17 protein-coding genes are annotated in these 18,881 nt (G+C 69.6%); 8 read left to right on the plus strand and 9 right to left on the minus strand.

The window, feature by feature from the left end:
• Positions 1-9: 9 nt before the first annotated feature.
• The 7 genes from mnhG to ACFONC_RS11150 are packed head-to-tail and all read right to left on the minus strand — an operon-like array spanning position 10 to position 6,128.
• Entirely contained in the window at positions 10-363 is a 354-nt protein-coding gene (gene mnhG, locus ACFONC_RS11120) for a monovalent cation/H(+) antiporter subunit G (protein WP_386744044.1), read from the minus strand.
• A complete protein-coding gene (locus ACFONC_RS11125; protein ID WP_386744046.1) occupies positions 360-641 on the minus strand; it encodes a K+/H+ antiporter subunit F in 282 nt (93 codons plus the stop codon). The genes mnhG and ACFONC_RS11125 overlap by 4 nt, the downstream gene beginning before the upstream one ends.
• Positions 638-1,126 carry a Na+/H+ antiporter subunit E gene (locus ACFONC_RS11130; protein WP_386744048.1) on the minus strand — a complete coding sequence of 163 codons (489 nt, stop codon included), beginning with the start codon at positions 1,124-1,126 and terminating at the stop codon, positions 638-640. Before ACFONC_RS11130 ends, ACFONC_RS11125 begins: the two co-directional genes overlap by 4 nt.
• Entirely contained in the window at positions 1,123-2,730 is a 1,608-nt protein-coding gene (locus tag ACFONC_RS11135; RefSeq protein WP_386744050.1) for a monovalent cation/H+ antiporter subunit D, read from the minus strand. The genes ACFONC_RS11130 and ACFONC_RS11135 overlap by 4 nt, the downstream gene beginning before the upstream one ends.
• Entirely contained in the window at positions 2,727-3,068 is a 342-nt protein-coding gene (locus ACFONC_RS11140; protein WP_386744051.1) for a Na+/H+ antiporter subunit C, read from the minus strand. The genes ACFONC_RS11135 and ACFONC_RS11140 overlap by 4 nt, the downstream gene beginning before the upstream one ends.
• Positions 3,068-5,989, minus strand: coding sequence for a monovalent cation/H+ antiporter subunit A (locus tag ACFONC_RS11145; RefSeq protein ID WP_386744053.1), 2,922 nt, complete (start codon positions 5,987-5,989; stop codon positions 3,068-3,070). The genes ACFONC_RS11140 and ACFONC_RS11145 overlap by 1 nt, the downstream gene beginning before the upstream one ends.
• Positions 5,982-6,128: a hypothetical protein gene (locus ACFONC_RS11150; RefSeq protein WP_386744055.1), complete on the minus strand. Its 147-nt coding sequence runs from the start codon at positions 6,126-6,128 to the stop codon at positions 5,982-5,984. Before ACFONC_RS11150 ends, ACFONC_RS11145 begins: the two co-directional genes overlap by 8 nt.
• 277 nt (positions 6,129-6,405) lie before the next feature.
• On the opposite strand from ACFONC_RS11150, the gene ACFONC_RS11155 reads away from it, so the two are divergent.
• The 5 genes from ACFONC_RS11155 (at position 6,406) to ACFONC_RS11175 (ending at position 12,306) form a co-directional block, all read left to right on the plus strand.
• Positions 6,406-7,236 carry a universal stress protein gene (locus ACFONC_RS11155; RefSeq protein ID WP_386744057.1) on the plus strand — a complete coding sequence of 277 codons (831 nt, stop codon included), beginning with the start codon at positions 6,406-6,408 and terminating at the stop codon, positions 7,234-7,236.
• 118 nt (positions 7,237-7,354) lie between these two features.
• Positions 7,355-9,457 (plus strand): ATP-dependent DNA helicase RecG, encoded by a 2,103-nt coding sequence (gene recG / locus ACFONC_RS11160; protein WP_386744648.1) that lies wholly within the window; start codon positions 7,355-7,357, stop codon positions 9,455-9,457.
• Positions 9,458-9,518: 61 nt separating this feature from the next.
• Positions 9,519-10,457 (plus strand): nucleoside hydrolase, encoded by a 939-nt coding sequence (locus tag ACFONC_RS11165; RefSeq protein ID WP_386744649.1) that lies wholly within the window; start codon positions 9,519-9,521, stop codon positions 10,455-10,457.
• Between the two features lie 69 nt (positions 10,458-10,526).
• The gene (locus ACFONC_RS11170; RefSeq protein WP_386744059.1) at positions 10,527-10,769 is read left to right on the plus strand and encodes a type B 50S ribosomal protein L31; all 243 of its coding nucleotides are present in this window, start codon (positions 10,527-10,529) and stop codon (positions 10,767-10,769) included.
• Positions 10,770-11,007: 238 nt separating this feature from the next.
• Positions 11,008-12,306, plus strand: coding sequence for a citrate synthase (locus ACFONC_RS11175; RefSeq protein ID WP_386744061.1), 1,299 nt, complete (start codon positions 11,008-11,010; stop codon positions 12,304-12,306).
• Positions 12,307-12,896: 590 nt separating this feature from the next.
• On the opposite strand, the gene ACFONC_RS11180 is transcribed toward ACFONC_RS11175, so the two are convergent.
• Positions 12,897-13,547, minus strand: a complete 651-nt coding sequence (locus tag ACFONC_RS11180) for a hypothetical protein (RefSeq protein ID WP_386744063.1) — start codon at positions 13,545-13,547, stop codon at positions 12,897-12,899.
• Positions 13,548-13,711: 164 nt separating this feature from the next.
• On the minus strand, positions 13,712-16,270 hold the full coding sequence (locus tag ACFONC_RS11185; protein WP_386744064.1) for a penicillin-binding protein 1A: 2,559 nt from the start codon (positions 16,268-16,270) through the stop codon (positions 13,712-13,714).
• 221 nt (positions 16,271-16,491) lie between these two features.
• Between ACFONC_RS11185 and ACFONC_RS11190 the strand changes: the two genes are divergently transcribed.
• The 3 genes from ACFONC_RS11190 to pilO are packed head-to-tail and all read left to right on the plus strand — an operon-like array spanning position 16,492 to position 18,874.
• A complete protein-coding gene (locus ACFONC_RS11190; RefSeq protein WP_386744066.1) occupies positions 16,492-17,550 on the plus strand; it encodes a pilus assembly protein PilM in 1,059 nt (352 codons plus the stop codon).
• Positions 17,550-18,206 (plus strand): PilN domain-containing protein, encoded by a 657-nt coding sequence (locus tag ACFONC_RS11195; RefSeq protein WP_386744068.1) that lies wholly within the window; start codon positions 17,550-17,552, stop codon positions 18,204-18,206. The genes ACFONC_RS11190 and ACFONC_RS11195 overlap by 1 nt, the downstream gene beginning before the upstream one ends.
• The gene (pilO, locus tag ACFONC_RS11200; protein ID WP_386744070.1) at positions 18,203-18,874 is read left to right on the plus strand and encodes a type IV pilus inner membrane component PilO; all 672 of its coding nucleotides are present in this window, start codon (positions 18,203-18,205) and stop codon (positions 18,872-18,874) included. Before ACFONC_RS11195 ends, pilO begins: the two co-directional genes overlap by 4 nt.
• Positions 18,875-18,881 lie beyond the last annotated feature (7 nt).

Consider the following 18,881-nt stretch of genomic DNA (forward strand, 5'->3'; position numbering starts at 1 on the left):
CGCGGCCGCTCACTCGTGCTTCGGCGCCTGCGGCACGTAGTCGGAGCCTTCCTCGCGGTCGCGGTACAGCGCGGCGCGCACCAGCAGCATCAGGGTGATCGGGGTGGTCACGGTGAGGAACACCCCGATCAGGATCTCGTGGAAGACCGGGCGCCCGTGCAACACCGAGAAGCAGGTGATCGAGCCGGCCAGCACCAGGAACGTGCCCAGCGTGGTGCCCAGCGTCGGTGCGTGCACGCGCTGGTAGAAGTTCTTCAGTCGCAGCAGGCCGAGCGAGCCGATGAACGCGAACAGCGCGCCGGCGAGCACCAGCGCCGCGACGGTGATCGCCGCCCAGGGCGGCAGCGCGTCGAGATGATTCATTCGATCACCTCCCCGCGCATCAGGAACTTCGACAGGGCGACGGTGCTGGCAAAACCAAGCAGCGCGATGATCAGGCCGGCCTCGACGTAGAGCAGGCTGCCGGTGCGGATGCCGATCGTGAGCAGCAGGATCATCGCGTTGACGTACAGCGCGTCCAGGGCCACCACGCGGTCCTGGGCGCGCGGTCCGCGCACCATCCGCACGATCGAGAAGCCCATGGCGAGCAGCAGCAGGACCTGCGCCAGCATGATCGCCATGGCGAGCAGCTCGTGGCTCATTGGAAGATCTCCAGCAGGGGACGCTCGTATCGCTGCTGGATCGTGTCGATCCAGGCCTGCTCGTCGACCAGGTCCAGGACGTGGATCAGCAGCATGTTCCCGATCGGGTCGTAGCTGACCCAGATGGTGCCCGGCGTCGAGGTGATGATGCAGCCCAGCACCGCCAGGCCGTGGTGGTTGGTCAGGGCCAGCGGGATGGCGACGAAGCCGGAGTGGACGCCGCCGTCGCCGCGCAGGATGAGCCGGGCGACGATCAGGTTCGAGCGCACGATGTCGAACATGACCCGCAGCAGCAGCCGCGCGGCCATCGGATAGTTGCGGATGTGCGACTTGGGCGGTCGCAGCAGCCCGAACACCTTGCCCAGCAGCAGCCCGAGCACGATTCCCAGCAGGATCGTGCCCGGCGACAGGCTCTGGTTGAACACCAGCCAGATCAGCGCCAGCAGGCCCGACAGCAGCGGATACGGCAGCCAACGCCGGATCATGGCCGTGCCCCGTCCGCCGGCAGCACGCCGTGCACGTAGTTGCCGGCGTCGTGCAGCTGGCGCGCGGCGGCGTGCAGGTAGTCCAGCGGCGCCTGCACCACCACCGTCAGCAGCAGGCACAGGCCCAGCAGCAGCACGATGGCGCTGACCTCGGTGACGCGCGCGTGCGGGAAGTGCCGGTCCGCTTCTGCCCAGAAGATCTGGATGCCGGCGCGGCACATCGCGATCACCGTGCAGAAGCCGGACGCGATGACCAGGACGAACAGCGCCATCGTGCCGTCGCGCGACGGCGCTTCGAGCATCGGCGCGAGCATCGCGAACTTGGCCAGGAAGCCCGACAGCGGCGGCAGCCCGGCCAGCAGCAGCGCGCAAAGCAGGAAGCTCGCGCCCAGCATCGCGACCGGAGCCGGGATCACCACCCGGCTTTCGTCCTCGTCCGCGTACAGTTCGTCGCCGCGCCCGTCGCCGCCCACCGGCTCGTACGGCTCCAGCGCCAGCGCGTCGTCGTCCTCTTCCTCGCCCTCGGGCGTGAGCAGGCCGGCGACCAGGAACAGCGCGCCGATGCCCAGCGTGGAGACCACCAGGTAGGCCAGTGCGCCGGCGGTAACCGCCGGTTGCTGCAGGCCCACCGCGCCAAGCAGCGTACCGGAGGAAATGATGACGTTGTAGCCGGCCAGCTTGCCCAGGTCGCGCGCGCCGAGCATGCCGATGGTGCCGGCGACGATCGTCGCCACGCCGCCCCACAGCAGCCAGGCGCTGCCGAAGTGGCTCGAAGCCGGCCCCGCATCGTCGCCGAACAGCAGCAGGCTCAGCCGCAGCAGCACGTAGATGCCGACCTTGGTCATCAGCGCGAACATCGCCGCCACAGCCGGCGCGGACGCGGCGTAGGTACGCGGCAGCCAGAAGCCCAGCGGCCACATCGCGGTCTTGATCAGGAAGGCGATGCCCAGGATCGCGGCGCCGGCGTGCAGCAGCGAGCGCGTGTTCTCCGGCACGGTCGGGATCAGCTCGGCCAGCGCGGCCATGTTCAGCGTGCCGGTGACGCCGAAGATCAGGCTCACACCGATCAGGAACAGCATCGACGCGGTCAGGTTGACCGCGATGTAGTGCAGCCCGGCGCTAACCCGCCGCGCGCCGGAGCCATGCAGCGCCAGCCCGTAGGACGCGGCGAGCAGCACCTCGAAGAACACGAACAGGTTGAACAGGTCGCCGGTCAGGAACGCGCCGTTCAGCCCCATCAGCAGGAACTGGAACAGCGGCTGGAAGTAGTTGCCGCGATGCTGCCAGCGCGCCAGCGCGGCCGGCAGCACCGCCAGCGACATCACCGCGGTCAGCAGCAGCATCAGCGCCGACAGCCGGTCGACCACCAGCACGATACCGAAGCGCGCCGGCCAGTTGCCGATCCTGTAGACCGTAGCCAGCGCGCCGTCGCCGCCGGGCCGTGCGGCGGCCAGCAGCAGCATCGTCGCCAACGCAACCAGCGCCAGGCACGAGGCGATGCTCAGCGCCAGCACCGTTCGCTGGCGGCGCTCGCCGGCCAGCAGCATCAGCGCGGCCACCAGCAGCGGCAGCACGATCGGGGCGATGGCCAGGTGCGGATTCATGGCGTGCCGTCGCCGCCGTCGACGTGGTCGTTGCCGGTCAGTCCGCGCGAGGTCAGCAGCACGACGAGGAATAGCGCCGTGGTCGCGAACCCGATCACGATCGCGGTCAGCACCAGCGCCTGCGGCAGCGGATCGGCGTACTGGCCGATGTCACCGGCAGCCTGCTTGAGCACCGGATCGGCGCCGGTGCGCAGGCCGCCGATCGAGAAGATGAAAAGGTTTACCGCGTAGGAAATCAGGGTCAGTCCGATGATCACCTGGAAGGTGCGCGGCCGCAGCAGCAGCCACACGCCGGACGCGGCCAGGATCCCGATGGCGATCGACAGCACGAGTTCCATCAGTTCGCCCCTTCCGGTTCGATCGTGCCGTCCGCGGTCACGATGGTCGGCACGCGCGGGCGGCGCAGCGACTGGTGCGCCAGCGCGACCAGCATCAGCGTGGTGGCGCCGACCACCAGGCAGAACACGCCCAGGTCGAACAGCACCGCCGAGGCCAGCGGGATCTTCCCGAACAGCGGCAGGTCCGCATACTGGAAGTGCGAGGTGAGGAACGGATGTCCGAACAGCAGCGAGCCCAGGCCGGTGCCGACGGCCAGCAGCAGGCCGGCGCCGACCCAGCGCACCGGCTGCACCCGCAGGTGCGTCTCGACCCAGCGCGCGCCGCGCGTCATGTACAGCAGGATCAGCGCCACCGACACCGTGATGCCCGCGGAGAACCCGCCGCCGGGCAGGTCGTGCCCGCGCAGGAACAGGTGCACGCCGAACAGCACGATCACCGGGAACATCAGCTGCACGATCAGGCCCGGGATCATCAGGTAGTCGGCCGTCGACTGGTCGATGAGGCGGTCGGAGCCGGCCAGGTCGACCACCGAGTTGCGGCGCTGCTGGCGCAGCGTGTTGATGCTTTCGGCCGCGGGCCGGAAACGGCGCAGCAGCACGAACACCGTCAGCGCCACGGTCGCGAGCACGCTGATCTCGCCCAGCGTGTCGAAGCCGCGGAAGTCGACCAGGATCACATTCACCACGTTGCGGCCGCCGCCCTCGGTGTACGCGCGCTCGAGGAAAAAGCGCGAGACCGAGTCGGACACCGGATGCATCATCGCCGCATATGCAACGGTCGCCACGCCGGCCCCGACGGCCAGCGCGACCAGCGCGTCGCGCCAGCGCATCACGCGCGTGAGCCGGGCGTCGGGCGACATCCCCTGGATGCGCTTGGGCAGCCAGCGCAGGCCCAGCAGGATCAGGATCGTGGTCACCACCTCCACCAGCAGCTGGGTGGCCGCCAGGTCCGGCGCCGACAGCCACACGAAGCTCACGCACGACACCAGCCCGGCGCCGCCGGTGAGGATCAGCGCCGCCAGGCGGTGGAACTTGGCCTGGGTGGCGGCGCCGATCGCGCATGCCGCGCCCAGCACCCACAGCAGGGCGAACGCCGGGTCGATGCCGGCCCAGTCCGGCGACGGCGCGTCGAACGGCGCGGTGGTCGCGGCCAGCACGCCGGCCAGCAGTGCGGTGAGCACGATCAGCATCAGCTGCGGCTGCAGCCGCCGGCCGGGGAAGAACCGGCCCAGCCACGCCGGCACGTCCGCGGTGAAGATCGCCAGTGCGCGCTCGAAGATCCGCTTGCCGCTGATCCACCCGATCAGCGGCAAGCGCTCGCAGCGCCTGAAATAGCCGAGCAGGGCCACGTACAGCAGGCAACCGGAGATGAAGGCGATGACGCTCATCTGCAGCGGCGCATTCCAGCCGTGCCAGATCGCCAGACTGTAGCTCGGTGCCTGCGCGCCCAGCACTGCGCCGGCTGCCGCCTGCAACGACGGGCCGATCACCTGCGCCGGCAGGATGCCGACCAGCAGGCAGGCCAGCGCCAGCAGGCCGATCGGGATGCGCATCCAGCGCGGCGGTTCGTGCGGCTGGCGCGGCAGCCGCGGGGACACCGGGCCGAAGAACACGCCGCGCACGAAGCGCAGCGAATAGACCACGCCGAACGCGCTGGCCGCGATTGCCATCAGCACCGGCACGATGTCGGCCAGCATCCCGCGCTGCGCCGCCAGCGTTTCGGCGAAGAACATCTCCTTCGACAGGAAGCCGTTGAGCAGCGGCACGCCCGCCATCGCCGCGCCGGCGACCACCGCCAGCATCGCGGTGTTGGGCATGAAGCGGCGCAGCCCGCCCAGCTCGCGCAGGTCGCGCGTGCCGGCTTCGTGGTCGACCGCGCCGGCGGCCATGAACAGCGAGGCTTTGAACGTGGCGTGGTTGACGATGTGGAAGATCGCCGCCACCACGCCCAGCGCGCTGCCCATCCCGACCAGCATGGTGATCAGGCCCAGGTGGCTGATCGTCGAATAGGCCAGCACCGCCTTCAGGTCCTGCTGGAACATCGCGGCAAACGCGCCCAGCACCAGGGTGACCATGCCGGCGCCGCCGACGATCCAGAACCACTGCTCGGTGCCCGCGAGCACCGGCCAGAAGCGCACCAGCAGGAACACGCCTGCCTTCACCATCGTCGCCGAATGCAGGTAGGCCGACACCGGCGTCGGCGCCGACATCGCCTGCGGCAGCCAGAAGTGGAACGGGAACTGTGCGCTCTTGGTCAGCGCGCCCAGCAGCACCAGCACCAGCGTCGGCGTGTACAGCGGATGCGCGCGCACCAGTTCGCCGGCGGCGAGGATCGCGTCCAGGTCGTAGCTGCCCACGATGTGGCCCAGCAGCAGCACGCCTGCCAGCAGGCAGAAGCCGCCGCCGCCGGTGACGATCAGCGCCATCCGCGCGCCGTCGCGCGCCGAGGCGCCGTTGTTCCAGTAGCCGATCAGCAGGAACGAGAACAGGCTGGTCAGTTCCCAGAAGAACACCAGCTGGATCACGTTGCCCGACATCACGATGCCCAGCATCGCGCCCATGAATGCCAGCAACAGCGCGAACAGGCGCGACAGCGGGTCGTCGACGGGCATGTAGTAGCGCGCGTAGACGCCCACCAGCATCCCGATGCCGCACACCAGCAGCATGAACAACCAGCTGAAGCCGTCCACGCGCAGGGTGAAGTCCAGGCCCAGCGACGGCGCCCACTCGAACACGTGGCGCAGCGCCTCCCCGCCTGCGATCGCCGGATACAGCGACAGCGTCAGCACTAGGCACGCCAGCGCCGTGCACGTCATCAGCCATGCGGCCAGGGTGCGTCCGCGGCCGCGCAGCACGAACACGACCAGGCTGGCCACGAACGGCAGCCAGAGGATCACGCTCGGCACGGCGTGGTCAGGCATCGGTCAGCGCCTCGCTGGATGCGGGCCGGCGATCGCGTATCGCAACGCCGTGGTGGCCCGGCAACGCACGCATCGCCACGACGCCGGCGGCATGCGGCGATGCGGGCGTGGACGCGGCGTTGGCGGGACCTCGGGGCAAGCGGACTCCGTGATGGAAGTGGAACGAAGGGTGCCCGAACGCAGTGACCGGCGATTGCGCCGCGCCGCTGCATCGTGCGGATGACCGGGCTGCCCGCGCGGCGCAGGCCATCGGCTTGCGGCGAACTGCGATCAGCCCATGATTCTATACAGCCAAGGTCGCCACTGGCTGGCGATTGTGCAATCGTTGGCCGCATTTCCGGCTCCGGCCGCAGCATTGCGGGAGGTTATGCATGAGCGCTTCCAACCCGGTTCCGGCCCGGCCCCGCAGGATACTGATGGCGACCGACCTCAGCGCCCGCTGCGATCGCGCGCTCGATCGCGCCGTCCAGCTTTCCGGACAATGGCAGGTGCCATTGCAGGTGGTGCACGCGGCGCCGCGCGAGGCGGTCGGCGCGCGGTCCGCGGCGGACACGCTGGCGTCGATCCGCAAGCGCATCGAGCGCGACCTGGACGACGGGGCGATCGACGTCCGCGTCGAAGAGGGCGAGCCGGCCGAGGTGGTCCTCGACGTCGCCCGGCGAAGCGGCAGCGACCTGATCGTGCTCGGCGACGCCAGCGGCGTGCCCGGGCGCCGCCTGCTCGGCAACACGGTCGAAACCCTGGTGCGCAGCGCGCCCGCGTCGGTGCTGGTGGTCAAGCAGCGCCCGCGCGGCGGCTACCGGCGCGTGCTGGTCGGCACCGACCTCACGCCTGAGTCGCGGCACGGCCTGGAGACCGCCGCGGCGCTGTTCCCGGAGGCCGGGTTCACGCTGCTGCACGCGCTGGACATTCCATATGAATCGCTCTGGCTGGACGCCCGGCACCGGGGGGATCTCACGCGCATGGAAATGGCCACGATCGAAGCGTTCGCGGCACAGGCGCGGCTGCCGGCAGGCCTGCGCCGCCAGCTGCAACTGCGGGTCGAGCACGGCCACCCGGAAAGCATGCTGCGCAAGCACGCGCTGGAGTACGACTGCGACCTCACCGTGATCGGCGCGTTCCGCCGCGGCCTGGCCTTCCACCTGCTTGTCGGCGGTACCACGCGCCGGATCGTGCAGGTGGCGCCGAGCGACGTGCTGGTGGTGCGGGCTTCGACGCAGGCCGGCGACGCGCAATCGGAGGAGTAGCCGTCGGGGGCGTAGCCCCGACCTGCGGTTATTCCGACGCGTGGATGCGGACAATTCCGACACCGCGCCGCGGGTTGCCGGGTTTTCGTTTTGTGCGTGATCCCGGCATCCTTGCGTGATGCCGGTTCCCGCTGCCGCCGCCATGCCGTCCGATCCCGCCCACGCCCCGTTGACCGGCCTGCAGGGCGTGGGGCCGCGCGTAGCGGAGAAGCTGGCCGCGCGCGGCATGGCCACGCTGCAGGACCTGTGGCTGCAGTTGCCGCGCCAGTACGAGGACCGCACCCGGCTGGCGCCGATCCGCGGCCTGCAGGCGGGTGTGGCGGCGCAGGTCGAGGGTGTGGTCGAGGCGGTCGAACGCAGCTTCCGCTACCGGCCGATGCTGCGGGTGGCGATCGGCGACGACTCGAACGCGACCCTGGTGCTGCGCTTCTTCCATTTCCGCGCCGCGCAGGTGGCGCAGTTCGCGCCCGGCGTGCGGGTGCGCTGCTACGGCACGCCGCGACTGGGCCAGCACGGGCTGGAGATGGTGCATCCGAGCTACCGCATCGTCGGCGACGACGAGGCCGGCGCGCTCGGCGACAGCCTCGATCCCGTGTATCCGGCGATCGAGGGCATCGGCCCGGCGACGCTGCGCAAGCTGATCGCGCAGGCGCTCGACCGACTGCCCGAGGCGGACGCGCTGGAACTGCTGCCGCGCGACTGGCTCGACGGCGCGCTGCCCGGCCTGCGCGAGGCGCTGCTGACCATGCACCGCCCGCCGCAGGGCGCGGACGTGGCCGCGCTGATCGCCGGCACCCATCCCGCGCAGCGGCGGCTGGCGCTGGAGGAACTGCTCGCCCACCACCTGAGCCTGCGCCGCCAGCGCATCGCCCTGCAGGCGCACGCCGCGCCGGTGCTTGAAGGCGCGGCACTGGCCGAACGCCTGCGCGCGTCGCTGCCGTTCGCGCTGACCGGGGCGCAGCAGCGCGTGTTCGCGCAGGTCCGCGATGACCTCGGCAAGCCGGTGCCGATGCTGCGCCTGGTGCAGGGCGACGTCGGCTCCGGCAAGACCGTGGTCGCGGCGCTGGCGGCGATGCTCGCGGTGGAGGACGGCCGCCAGGCTGCGTTGATGGCGCCGACCGAACTGCTCGCCGAACAGCACCTGGCCAACCTGCGCGCGTGGCTCGAACCGCTGGGCGTCAACGTCGCCTGGCTCGCCGGCAAGGTCACCGGCCGCGCGCGCGCCGCGGCGCTGGCACAGGTGGCCGAAGGCCAGGCGCAGGTCGTGGTCGGCACCCACGCGCTGATGCAGGAGGGCGTCGCCTTCCACGACCTGGCGCTGGCGATCGTCGACGAGCAGCACCGCTTCGGCGTGCACCAGCGCCTGGCGCTGCGCGACAAGGGCGGCGAGGGCGGGCGCGTGCCGCACCAGCTGGTGATGACCGCCACGCCCATCCCGCGCACCCTGGCGATGGCGGCCTATGCCGACCTCGACGTGTCCGCCATCGACGAACTGCCGCCCGGCCGCACGCCGGTGCAGACCGTGGTGCTGGGCGCGCAGCGGCGCCCGGAGTTGATCGAACGCATCCGCGCCGCGTGCGCCGAAGGTCGCCAGGCGTATTGGGTGTGCACGATCATCGACGAGTCCGAGGAGATCGTCGCGCAGGCTGCGCAAAGCACGTTCGAGCTGCTGTCGAAGGCGCTGCCGGAGCTGCGCGTGGGCTTCGTGCACGGGCGCATGAAGGCCGGCGACAAGCAGGCGGCGATGCGCGCGTTCAAGGCCGGCGAGCTCGACCTGCTGGTGGCGACCACGGTGATCGAGGTCGGCGTCGACGTGCCCAACGCCTCGCTGATGATCGTCGAGAACGCCGAACGCCTCGGGCTTGCCCAGCTGCACCAGCTGCGCGGTCGCGTCGGCCGCGGCAGCGCGGCGTCGAGCTGCGTACTGCTGTATCAGCCACCGCTGTCGCAGATGGCGCGGCAGCGGCTGGAAACCATGCGCGAGACCAGCGACGGTTTCGTTATCGCCGAGAAGGACCTCGAGCTGCGCGGCCCGGGCGAGCTGCTGGGCACGCGCCAGACCGGCCTGGCCGCGTTCCGCGTCGCCGATTTGGTCCGCGACGCCGACCTGCTGCCGCTGGTGCACGACATCGGCGAGCGCCTGCAGCGCGAGGCGCCGGACATCGCAGACCGGCTGGTCGAACGCTGGATCGGCGGCGCCGCGCGCTACGCCTCGGCCTGAGCGAACTTTCGCAGGGCCGCGCGGAGTGCGACACTCACCCGCCGAACAGAGCAACGACCAGATGACCGAACGGATTCCCCTGCTCATCGACACCGATCCCGGCGTCGACGACGCGCTTGCACTCCTGATGGCCTTCGCCGACACCCGCCACGAGGTCGTCGGCCTCACCATCGCCGCCGGCAACGTCGGCCTGCGCCACACCGTCGCCAACGCGCTGAAGCTGTGCGAAGTGGCCGGCCGCGCCGACGTGCCCGTGTATGCAGGCTGCGAGGCGCCGCTGCTGCATCCCTCGCCCGATGCCGGTGACGTGCACGGGCAGGACGGCTTCGGCGACGTCGGCTACGAGGCCGCCGCCCGCAAGCCGGAGACCGAACACGCCGCTCAGGCGATCCTGCGCCTGTCGCACGAACACGCCGGCAGGCTGGTCCTGGTCGCCTTGGGCCCGCTGACCAACATCGCGCTGGCGCTCAAGCTCGATCCCACGCTGCCCACGCGCATCGCGCGGCTGGTGGTGATGGGCGGCGCGGTGACCTGCCACGGCAACATCACCCCGGCGGCGGAGTTCAACGTCTACTTCGACCCCGAGGCCGCGCACATCGTGTTCGAAGCCTTCCCGCGCTTCGACCTGTCCGACTGGGAGGCCACCATCGCCCACGGCCTGCACCACGACTCGGTGGTGGAATGGCTGCGCGCCGGCGGCGACGTCGCCGCCTTCTACGAGCACATCTCGCGCAGGACCCGCGAGTGGTCGGCCGACCGCCGCGGCGACCACTGGCACTCCGCCGACGGCCTGGCCATGGCCTACGCCCTGCAGCCCGACGGGGCGCTGGAGACCGCCGAGCGGCCGCTGGACGTGGCCCTGGAGGGCCCGCACGCCCGCGGCGCGACCCTGGTCGACTGGAACCGCCAGACCGGCCGGCCGGACCGGGCCCGGATCCTGCTGCGCTACGACCAGGCCCGGTTCGAGGGGCTGGTGCGGGCGGCGCTGGGCGCTGCCTGAGGCGGCTTGCGCCCGCCGGCCGTGGCGGGCTAAAATGCCGCTCTTGTCCCCAGCAGAACCGGTGCCGCCATGAAGGCCGACATCCATCCCGAATACAAAGAAGTCGTGTTCCAGGACGTGACTTCCGATTTCAAGTTCCTGACCCGCTCGACCCTTGGCAGCAAGGAGACGATCAAGTGGGAAGACGGCAACGAGTACCCGCTGATCAAGGTCGACGTGTCGTCGGCCACGCACCCGTTCTACACGGGCCAGAACAAGATCATGGATACCAGCGGCCGCGTCGACAAGTTCCGCAAGCGTTACGCGAAGTAAGACGCGCACGGCGCTGCGCGAATGCGTGCACGGACGGCCGCCACAGTGCGGCCGTCGTCGTTTCCGGCGCCCGCGTTCGCACTCGTCCCCGTCGCCGCCGGAACGCTGCGTGTGGCAGGGCAGGTGGCGGCTGTCGAGTCCCGGCTCAACGGCGCTGTGCGATAATTGCTGCATCGCGGCAAGCCGCGGATTCCATCCACCCCGTGCCGGGCAGGGCGGGCCACGAGGAGTGCATCAAGTGTCCGAAACATCCACGATCGAACAAGTCACGCTCAATGCCGGCGACAAGGCGGTCACGCTGCCGGTGGCGCGTGGCACGCTCGGCGCCCCCTGCATCGAGATCGCGAAGCTGCCGAAGGAAACCGGCTGCTTCACCTACGACCCCGGCTTCACCGCCACCGCCTCGTGCCGCTCGGCGATCACCTACATCGACGGCGACGCCGGCGTGCTGCTGTACCGCGGCTACCCGATCGAGCAGCTGGCGAAGGACTCGAGCTTCCTCGAGGTCGCCTACCTGCTGATGCACGGCGAGCTGCCGGACAGGCAGTCGTTCACCAGCTTCGAGCACGACGTCACCCACCACACGATGCTGCACGAGGCCTTCAAGGGCTTCCTTGGCGGTTTCCGCCACGATGCGCACCCGATGTCGATGCTGGTTGGCATGCTCGGCTCGATGGCGAGCTTCTACCACAACGACCTGGACTACGACGATCCGCAGCAGCGCCGCCTCGCCGCGATCCGCCTGATCGCCAAGCTGCCGACCATCGCCGCCGCCTGCCACCGCCATTCGGTGGGCTGGCCGCTGCGCTACCCGCGCAACAACCTCGAATACGTCGACCGCTTCCTGCACATGATGTTCGAGGTGCCGAGCGGACCGCTGGAGATGAACCCGGTCGCGGCCAAGGCGCTCGACCTGCTGTTCATCCTGCACGCCGACCACGAGCAGAACGCTTCGACGTCGACCGTGCGCCTGGTCGGTTCCACCGGCGCCAATCCCTACGCGTGCATCGCCGCCGGCGTGGCCGCGCTGTGGGGCCCGGCGCATGGCGGCGCCAACGAGGCGGTGCTGAAGATGCTGGCCGAGATCGGCGACGCGAAGCACGTGCAGTCGGCGGTCGACAGGGCCAAGGACAAGGAGTCGGGCTTCCGCCTGATGGGCTTCGGCCACCGCGTCTACAAGAACTTCGACCCGCGCGCCAAGATCATCCGCGAGATGTGCCACCAGGTGCTCGACGAGCTCGGCGTCGACGATCCGCTGCTGGAAGTGGCGATGCGCCTGGAGGAAGCCGCGCTCAAGGACGACTACTTCGTGCAGCGCAAGCTGTACCCGAACGTCGACTTCTACTCCGGCATCATCTACAAGGCGCTGGGCATCCCGACCGAGATGTTTACGGTGATGTTCGCCATCGCCCGCACCGCCGGCTGGGTCGCGCACTGGCTCGAGCAGCAGGAAGACCCGGAGTTCAAGATCGGCCGCCCGCGCCAGATCTACACCGGCCACGACGCGCGCGACTACGTGCCGGTGGGCAAGCGCTGAGTTCGCGCATCTCGATATCGCAGAAGCAAACGCCCCGCATCGCGGGGCGTTTTTCATTGAAAGCGCGCTCCGGCCCCGGTGTCTTGTCGAGGAACTCGGGTTCCGCCGCTCCTGCAGGCGCGCGACGATCGGTGCCTTTGCCTTTGCTGTTGCCTTTGATCTTGATCTTTGGGGCCCCTCCGTAGCGGCGGAGCCGGCGGACAAGACCCGAAGGGCGCCGCACATGGATGTGCGGCGTTTTCGGCAGGGCCAGGATGGCCCTTCCGAAAATCCCGCCGGCTCCGCGAACCCGGTGCGCAGCACCGGGCGCGCAGGCGGGGTGTGCTTTCTTTGCGCCAGGTTTCTTTGCACAAGCAAAGAAAGGTGGCTCGCGCCGTCACGGCGCGAAAGCTCTTGATCTTGATTTCGGCGAAACAGCAGGCGGGTCAAGACCAGCCCTACGACGGCGCCGCGACGCGAAAAGCGCGTCGGGGGCGTAGCCCCGACCTACGGCGCTGTTGAGGTTGATCCTTGATCTTCCGGGGCTTTGCCGTGGCGGACAAGACCCGCGGGAGCGTCGGGACGCAGTCACGTCCCGCCCGCGACGACGATCAGCCCCTCGCGACCTCGTAGCCCTCGATCTCCTCCTGCGCCAGCAACTCGCGCAGCTGCGCGGTCGAAGCACGCTTCATCGGTTTCTCGTCGATGCCCGACAGCGGCGCCTGGCGCAGGGCGTCGGCGGGCAGCACGGTCAGGTCGAACGTCAGGTCCTCGGCGCTGAAGACCCAGACCGGGAAATCCCCCTCGCGCGTACGGTCCAGGCGCACGTGGCGTTCGCGCGCGTCGGCCGGGATGTGGTGTTCGTCGAGGAAGCGTGGCACCGCGTCGGCGTCGTCGGCGTACAGCTGCAGCGCGACCGGCGTGTTGGCGTCGGCGGTGCCGTCGAGCACCGGGCCGACCAGGCGCGCGTCGAAGCCGGCGAAGAACTCCAGCGCCCGCAGCGCGGCCTCGCGGCGCAGGCGCAGGGCGGCGCGGTGGCTGTCGCCATGGAACAGCCGCTGGTACTCGCGCAGCGCATCCTCGATCTCGCGGTTGCGCGGCAGCGAGGCGTCGTCGTGGATGCCCAGGCGGGTGGCGGCCTTGAGCTTGGCCTGGTGGTAGTCGCGGATGCCGCCTTCGGCCATCAGCCTCGCGGCCTCATGGGCGAGGCGCCGCCTGCGTTCGCGGGTGCGGGTTTCGGCGTGCTGCCGGGCGCGATGCATGTCGATCTCCCTGCCGAAACCTGGGGCAACTGTACACAACGGCCCGTGGATGTCCATGTGAGCAGGCAGGGCGCGGATGTCGGGGGCGCAGCCCCGACCTGCGGCGCGCACATGCGTAGGCCGGGGCTACGCCCCCGATGGCGTCTTGGGTTCCTGGACGGTTCCTAGAAGATGTCGAACGCTTCCTCGTCCAGCGCGTCCTCGTCGCTGTAGTCGGTGTAGTTCTGCATGCGCTCGAGGTCCTCGACCTTGACGTACTCGGTGATCCCGCCGCCGCCGTCGGGGATCAGCGTGCCGTTGGCGGCCACCGAGACCTTGACCATGCCGTCGGGCGGATCGTTGGGCGCCACCGGGCGCCCTTCCAGCGCCACGCGCATGTAATCGATCCAGATCGGAAGCGCGGCGCGGCCGCCGTACTCGCGGTAGCCGAGCGAACGGAAATCGTCGCGCCCGACCCAGACCGTGGTGACCACGCCGCCGCCGAAGCCCGAGAACCAGGCGTCGCGGTAATCATTGGTCGATCCGGTCTTGCCGGCCACGTCCTCGCGGCCCAGCACCCTGGCGGCGGTGCCGGTGCCGCGCTGGACCACGTCACGCATCATCGAGACCAGCTGGTAGGCCACGCGCGGGTCGATCGCGCGCGGCGCGGCCACGAAATCCTCGGGCAGCGGCGCCGCTTCCGCCGGCGCGGGCTCGCTTTCCGCTTCGGGCGCGGGCTTGGGCGGTTCAGCGGGGCGCGCCGGGCCGAGGTTGAAGCCGTCGACCACGTTCGAGACCACGACCGCCTGCGAGCCACCGGTGCCGACGCAGCTGCGGCAGGCGGTCGGCGGCTTTTCCTTGAAGATGACCTTGTTGTCGCGGTCGCGGACCTCGTCGATGAACCACGGCGTGATCCGGAAGCCGCCGTTGGCGAACACCGAGTAGCCGCGCGCGATCATCAACGGCGGCAGCGACGCGGTGCCCAGCGACATCGACAGGTTCGGCGGCAGCAGCGCCTCGTCGAGGCCGAAATGGCTGATGTAGCGGCGTGCGTACTCGACGCCGATCGCATCGAGCAGGCGCACCGACACCAGGTTGCGCGACTGCACCAGGGCTTCGCGCAGCCGCATCGGGCCTGCGAAGTTGCCGCTGTCGTTCTGCGGCCGCCACACCTTGCCGCCGCGCATGCGGAACACCACCGGCGCGTCGAGCACGATCGAAGCCGGGTTGTAGCCTCGTTCGAACGCCGCCGCGTACAGGAACGGCTTGAAGCTCGACCCCGGCTGGCGTCGCGCCTGGGTGGCGCGGTTGAACTTGCTGCCGGCAAAGCTGAAGCCGCCGGTGAGCGCCAGCAGCGCGCCGTTCTCGGGGTTCAGCGACACCAGGGCGGTTTGCGCGCGCGGCAGCTGGTCGAGCTGCCAGGTCACCTTGACCTCCGGTGCGGCCGCCGCTTCGCCGTCCGCAGCGTCGTCGCCATCCTTGCTGCCGGCGTCTGCGGCGCCGGCCTTCTTCTTCACCGGCGTCTCGATCCTGCGCACGCGGACCAGGTCGCCGCGCTTGGCGAGCGCAGAGGGCGCGCGTCCGGTCCACTTGCTGTCGCCGGCGTCGAGCGTGAGCGTGGTGGCGTCGGCCAGGACCACGTCGATGCTGCCGTTGCCGCTGCGCATGACCACGGCCGGCAGCAGGTTGTTCTGCGCGGGAATGCGGCGCAGGCGCGCGGCCGCGGTGGCGGCGTCCTCGTCTTCGGCCAGGTCGAAGTGCTGTTCGACCTTGTTCCAGCCGTGGCGGTGGTCGTAGGTCTCCAGGCCATCGCGGGTCGCGGTGGCCGCCGCGGCCTGCAGGGTGGGGTCGATCGTGGTGGTGACGTGGTAGCCGCGGGTGAGCACGTCGCCGCCGTAGCGCGCGATCATCTCCCGCCGCACCATCTCGGCCACGTAGGGCGCGTCCACCTCGATCGGGCGCTCGTGCGGGCTGGCGTGCATCGGCACGGCGCGCGCGGCGGCCGCCTCCGCTTCGGACACGAAGCCCAGTTCCGCCATCCGCGCCAGTACGTAGTCGTCGCGCCGCTCCTGCGCCCGCTCCGGGTTCGACAGCGGATTGCCGCTGGACGGGAACTTCGGGATCGCGGCCAGCGAGGCCATTTCGTCGAGGTCGAGCTCGTCGAGCTTCTTGCCGTAGTAGAACTCCGCCGCCGCGGCGATGCCGTAGGAGCGGTTGCCGAAGAACGACTTGTTCAGGTACAGCTGGAAGATCTCGTCCTTGCTCAGCTCGCGCTCCATCTTCATCGCCAGCAGCATCTCGGCGAACTTGCGGGTGTAGGTGACCTCGGAGCTGAGGAAGAACTGGCGCGCGACCTGCTGGGTGATGGTCGACCCGCCGGGCACGCCTTCCTTCGACCCGGTCTTGATGATCAGCCAGATCGCGCGCGCCACGCCGTTGTAGTCGACCCCCCCGTGTTCGTAGAAGCGCGCGTCCTCGGTGGCCAGGAAGGCCTGCTTGAGCCGTTTGGGGACGTCGTCGATGTCGATCGGGTAGCGGCGGGTCTCGCCGAACAGCGCCATCAGGCGCCCGTCGCTGGCATAGACGTACATCGGCTCCTGCATCTCGACGTGGCGCAGGGCCTGCACGTCCGGGAGCTTGGCGGAGACAACGAAATAGAGCGTGGCCAGGGCAAGGCCGCCCAGCAGGACTGCCGCGGCGAACGCGATCAGCGTCCAGCGCAGCAAACGGCGGAAACGTGGCATCGGTGGGGAATTCCTGTGGTGCGTCATTGCGGGTATCGAAGGCGCGGAGTATAGAGGAGCGGCCGATTCGACCGGGTGCGGCACCGGAGCAGGAACGGGGCGCCGGAATGCGGCAGGGGGCACGGTCCTGCGATCGAATGGTTGCCAAGGGGTGAAAAGTCCGTTATTTAATGCCGCGGGGCACGAAGCGCGCGTAAGCGCCCGTGACAAGGGGAGAAATCGTGGGGCTCATCACAAAAAGCCAGGCACCGCTCGTCGGCGTCGACATCAGTTCGACCGCCGTCAAGCTGCTCCAGCTGTCGCGATCAGGTGATCGCTATCGCGTGGAGCACTATGCGGTCGAGCCGCTGCCGCCCAACGCGGTGGTGGAAAAGAGCATTGTCGAGGTCGAGGCGGTCGGCGAGGCCATCCGCCGGGCGGTCTCGCGTTCGGGCACGCGCGCCAAGCAGGCCGCCGCGGCCGTGGCCGGGTCGGCGGTGATCACCAAGGTGATCCCGATGCCCGCTGACCTGGACGACGACGACATGGAGTCGCAGGTCGAGCTCGAAGCGGTCAACTACATTCCGTACCCGATCGAGGAAGTGAACCTCGACTTCGAGGTGCTGGGCATGATGCCGGGCAACGCCGAGATGGTGCAGGTGCTACTGGCGGCCTCGCGTTCGGAGAACGTCGAGATGCGCGCCTCCGCGCTCGAACTCGGCGGGCTCACGGCGCGGGTCATGGACGTCGAGGCGTTCGCGATCGAGAACGCGTTCGCGCTGCTCGCCAACTCGCTCAACATCCCGCACGACGGCATCGTCGCGATGGTCGACGTCGGCGCGACGATGACCACGCTCAACATCCTGCGCAACGGCCGCAGCCTGTACAGCCGCGAACAGGTGTTCGGCGGCAAGCAGCTCACCGACGAGGTGATGCGCCGCTACGGGCTGAGCTACGAGGAAGCCGGCTTGGCCAAGCGCCAGGGCGGCCTGCCCGAGAGCTACGAGATCGAAGTGCTCGAGCCGTTCAAGGAGGCGCTGGTCCAGCAGATCAGCCGCCTGCTGCAGTTCTTCTACGCCGGCAGCGAGTTCAACCGCGTCGACCAGGTCGTCCTGGCCGGCGGTTGCGCCTCGATCCCCGGCGTGGCCGAAATGGTCGAGGAACAACTCGGCGTGCAGACGGTGGTCGCCAACCCGCTCGCGCAGATGACGCTCGGGCCGCGCGTGCAGGCGCATGCGCTGGCCCAGGACGCCCCTGCGCTGCTGATCGCCTGCGGGCTCGCCCTGAGGAGCTTCGACTGATGGCCCGGATCAACCTGCTGCCCTGGCGCGCCGAACGCCGCAAGCAGCGACAGAAGGAATTCGGCGTCATGCTGGCCTTCGCGGCGCTGGCGGGCCTGGCGCTGTGGTTCCTGGTCAACAGCTACTACAACGGCCAGATCTCCGGGCAGGAAGAGCGCAACGCCTACCTGCAGACCCAGATCAGCCAGGTCGACACCAAGATCAAGGAGATCGAGGAGCTCGACCGGCAGAAGTCGCGCCTGCTGGCACGCAAGGAGGTCATCGAGCAACTGCAGGCCAACCGCTCGCAGATGGTGCACCTGTTCGACTCGCTGGTGCGCACCATCCCCGACGGCGTGGTCCTGACCTCGATCAAGCAGGAGGGCGAGAAGCTCACCCTGGAAGGTCGTTCGCAGTCCAATGCGCGCGTCAGCACCTACATGCGCAACCTCGAAGGCTCGGGCTGGATGACCGCGCCGGAGCTGTCGATCATCGAGGCCACGGGCGCGGTCAAGGGCCTCCCGTACGCGTTCTCGCTCACCGTTACCCTGGCCAACCCCAATGCGGCCAAGGACGAAGACGGCGACGGGGTTCCCGATGCGGTGCCGCCGGTGGGTGAAGCGCCTGCCGACAGCGCCAAGCCGGCTGCCGCCGCCAACGAAGGAGCCGCGTCGTGAGCCAGAGAAAAGTGAAGCTCAGCGAGCTCGACCTCAACAATCCCGGCGGCTGGCCGCGGCCGTACAAGATCGGTTTCTGCGTGCTGCTCGGCGCGCTGATCTTCGGACTGCTGTGGTGGGTGGTTACCCGCGACAAGGGCGACCAGCTCGAGCAGCTCGACAAGCGCGAGGCCGAACTGCGCGACGACTTCGTCGAGAAGCAGGGCCGCGCCTCCAACCTCGAACCGCTCAAGCAGCAGCTCGCGCAGATGGAGCAGCAACTGCAGCAGATGCTGCGCCAGCTGCCGAGCAAGACCGAGATGCCCGACCTGATCGTCGACATCTCGCAGACCGCGCTGGCCACCGGCATCCAGAACGAGCTGTTCCAGCCCGGCCCGGAGACGCCCAAGGAGTTCTACGCCGAGAAGCCGATCGCGCTGAAGATGGTGGGTACCTACCACCAGTTCGGCGCCTTCGTCAGCGGCGTGGCCTCGCTGCCGCGCGTGGTGATCATGACCATGCACGACATCTCGCTGCGGCCGGTGAACGCCGACAAGGACCCTGCCGCCGCGATCCGCCCCAACTCCAGCCTCGAGCTCGCCGGTACGGTGAAGACCTACCGCTACCTCGACGAGGAAGAGACCGCCGCGGCTGCGGAAGCCTCGGCAGCCGCCAAGGGAGGGAAGTGACATGCGC

Source organism: Luteimonas soli (genome assembly GCF_042648865.1).
In the GTDB taxonomy this organism is placed as follows: domain Bacteria; phylum Pseudomonadota; class Gammaproteobacteria; order Xanthomonadales; family Xanthomonadaceae; genus Luteimonas; species Luteimonas soli.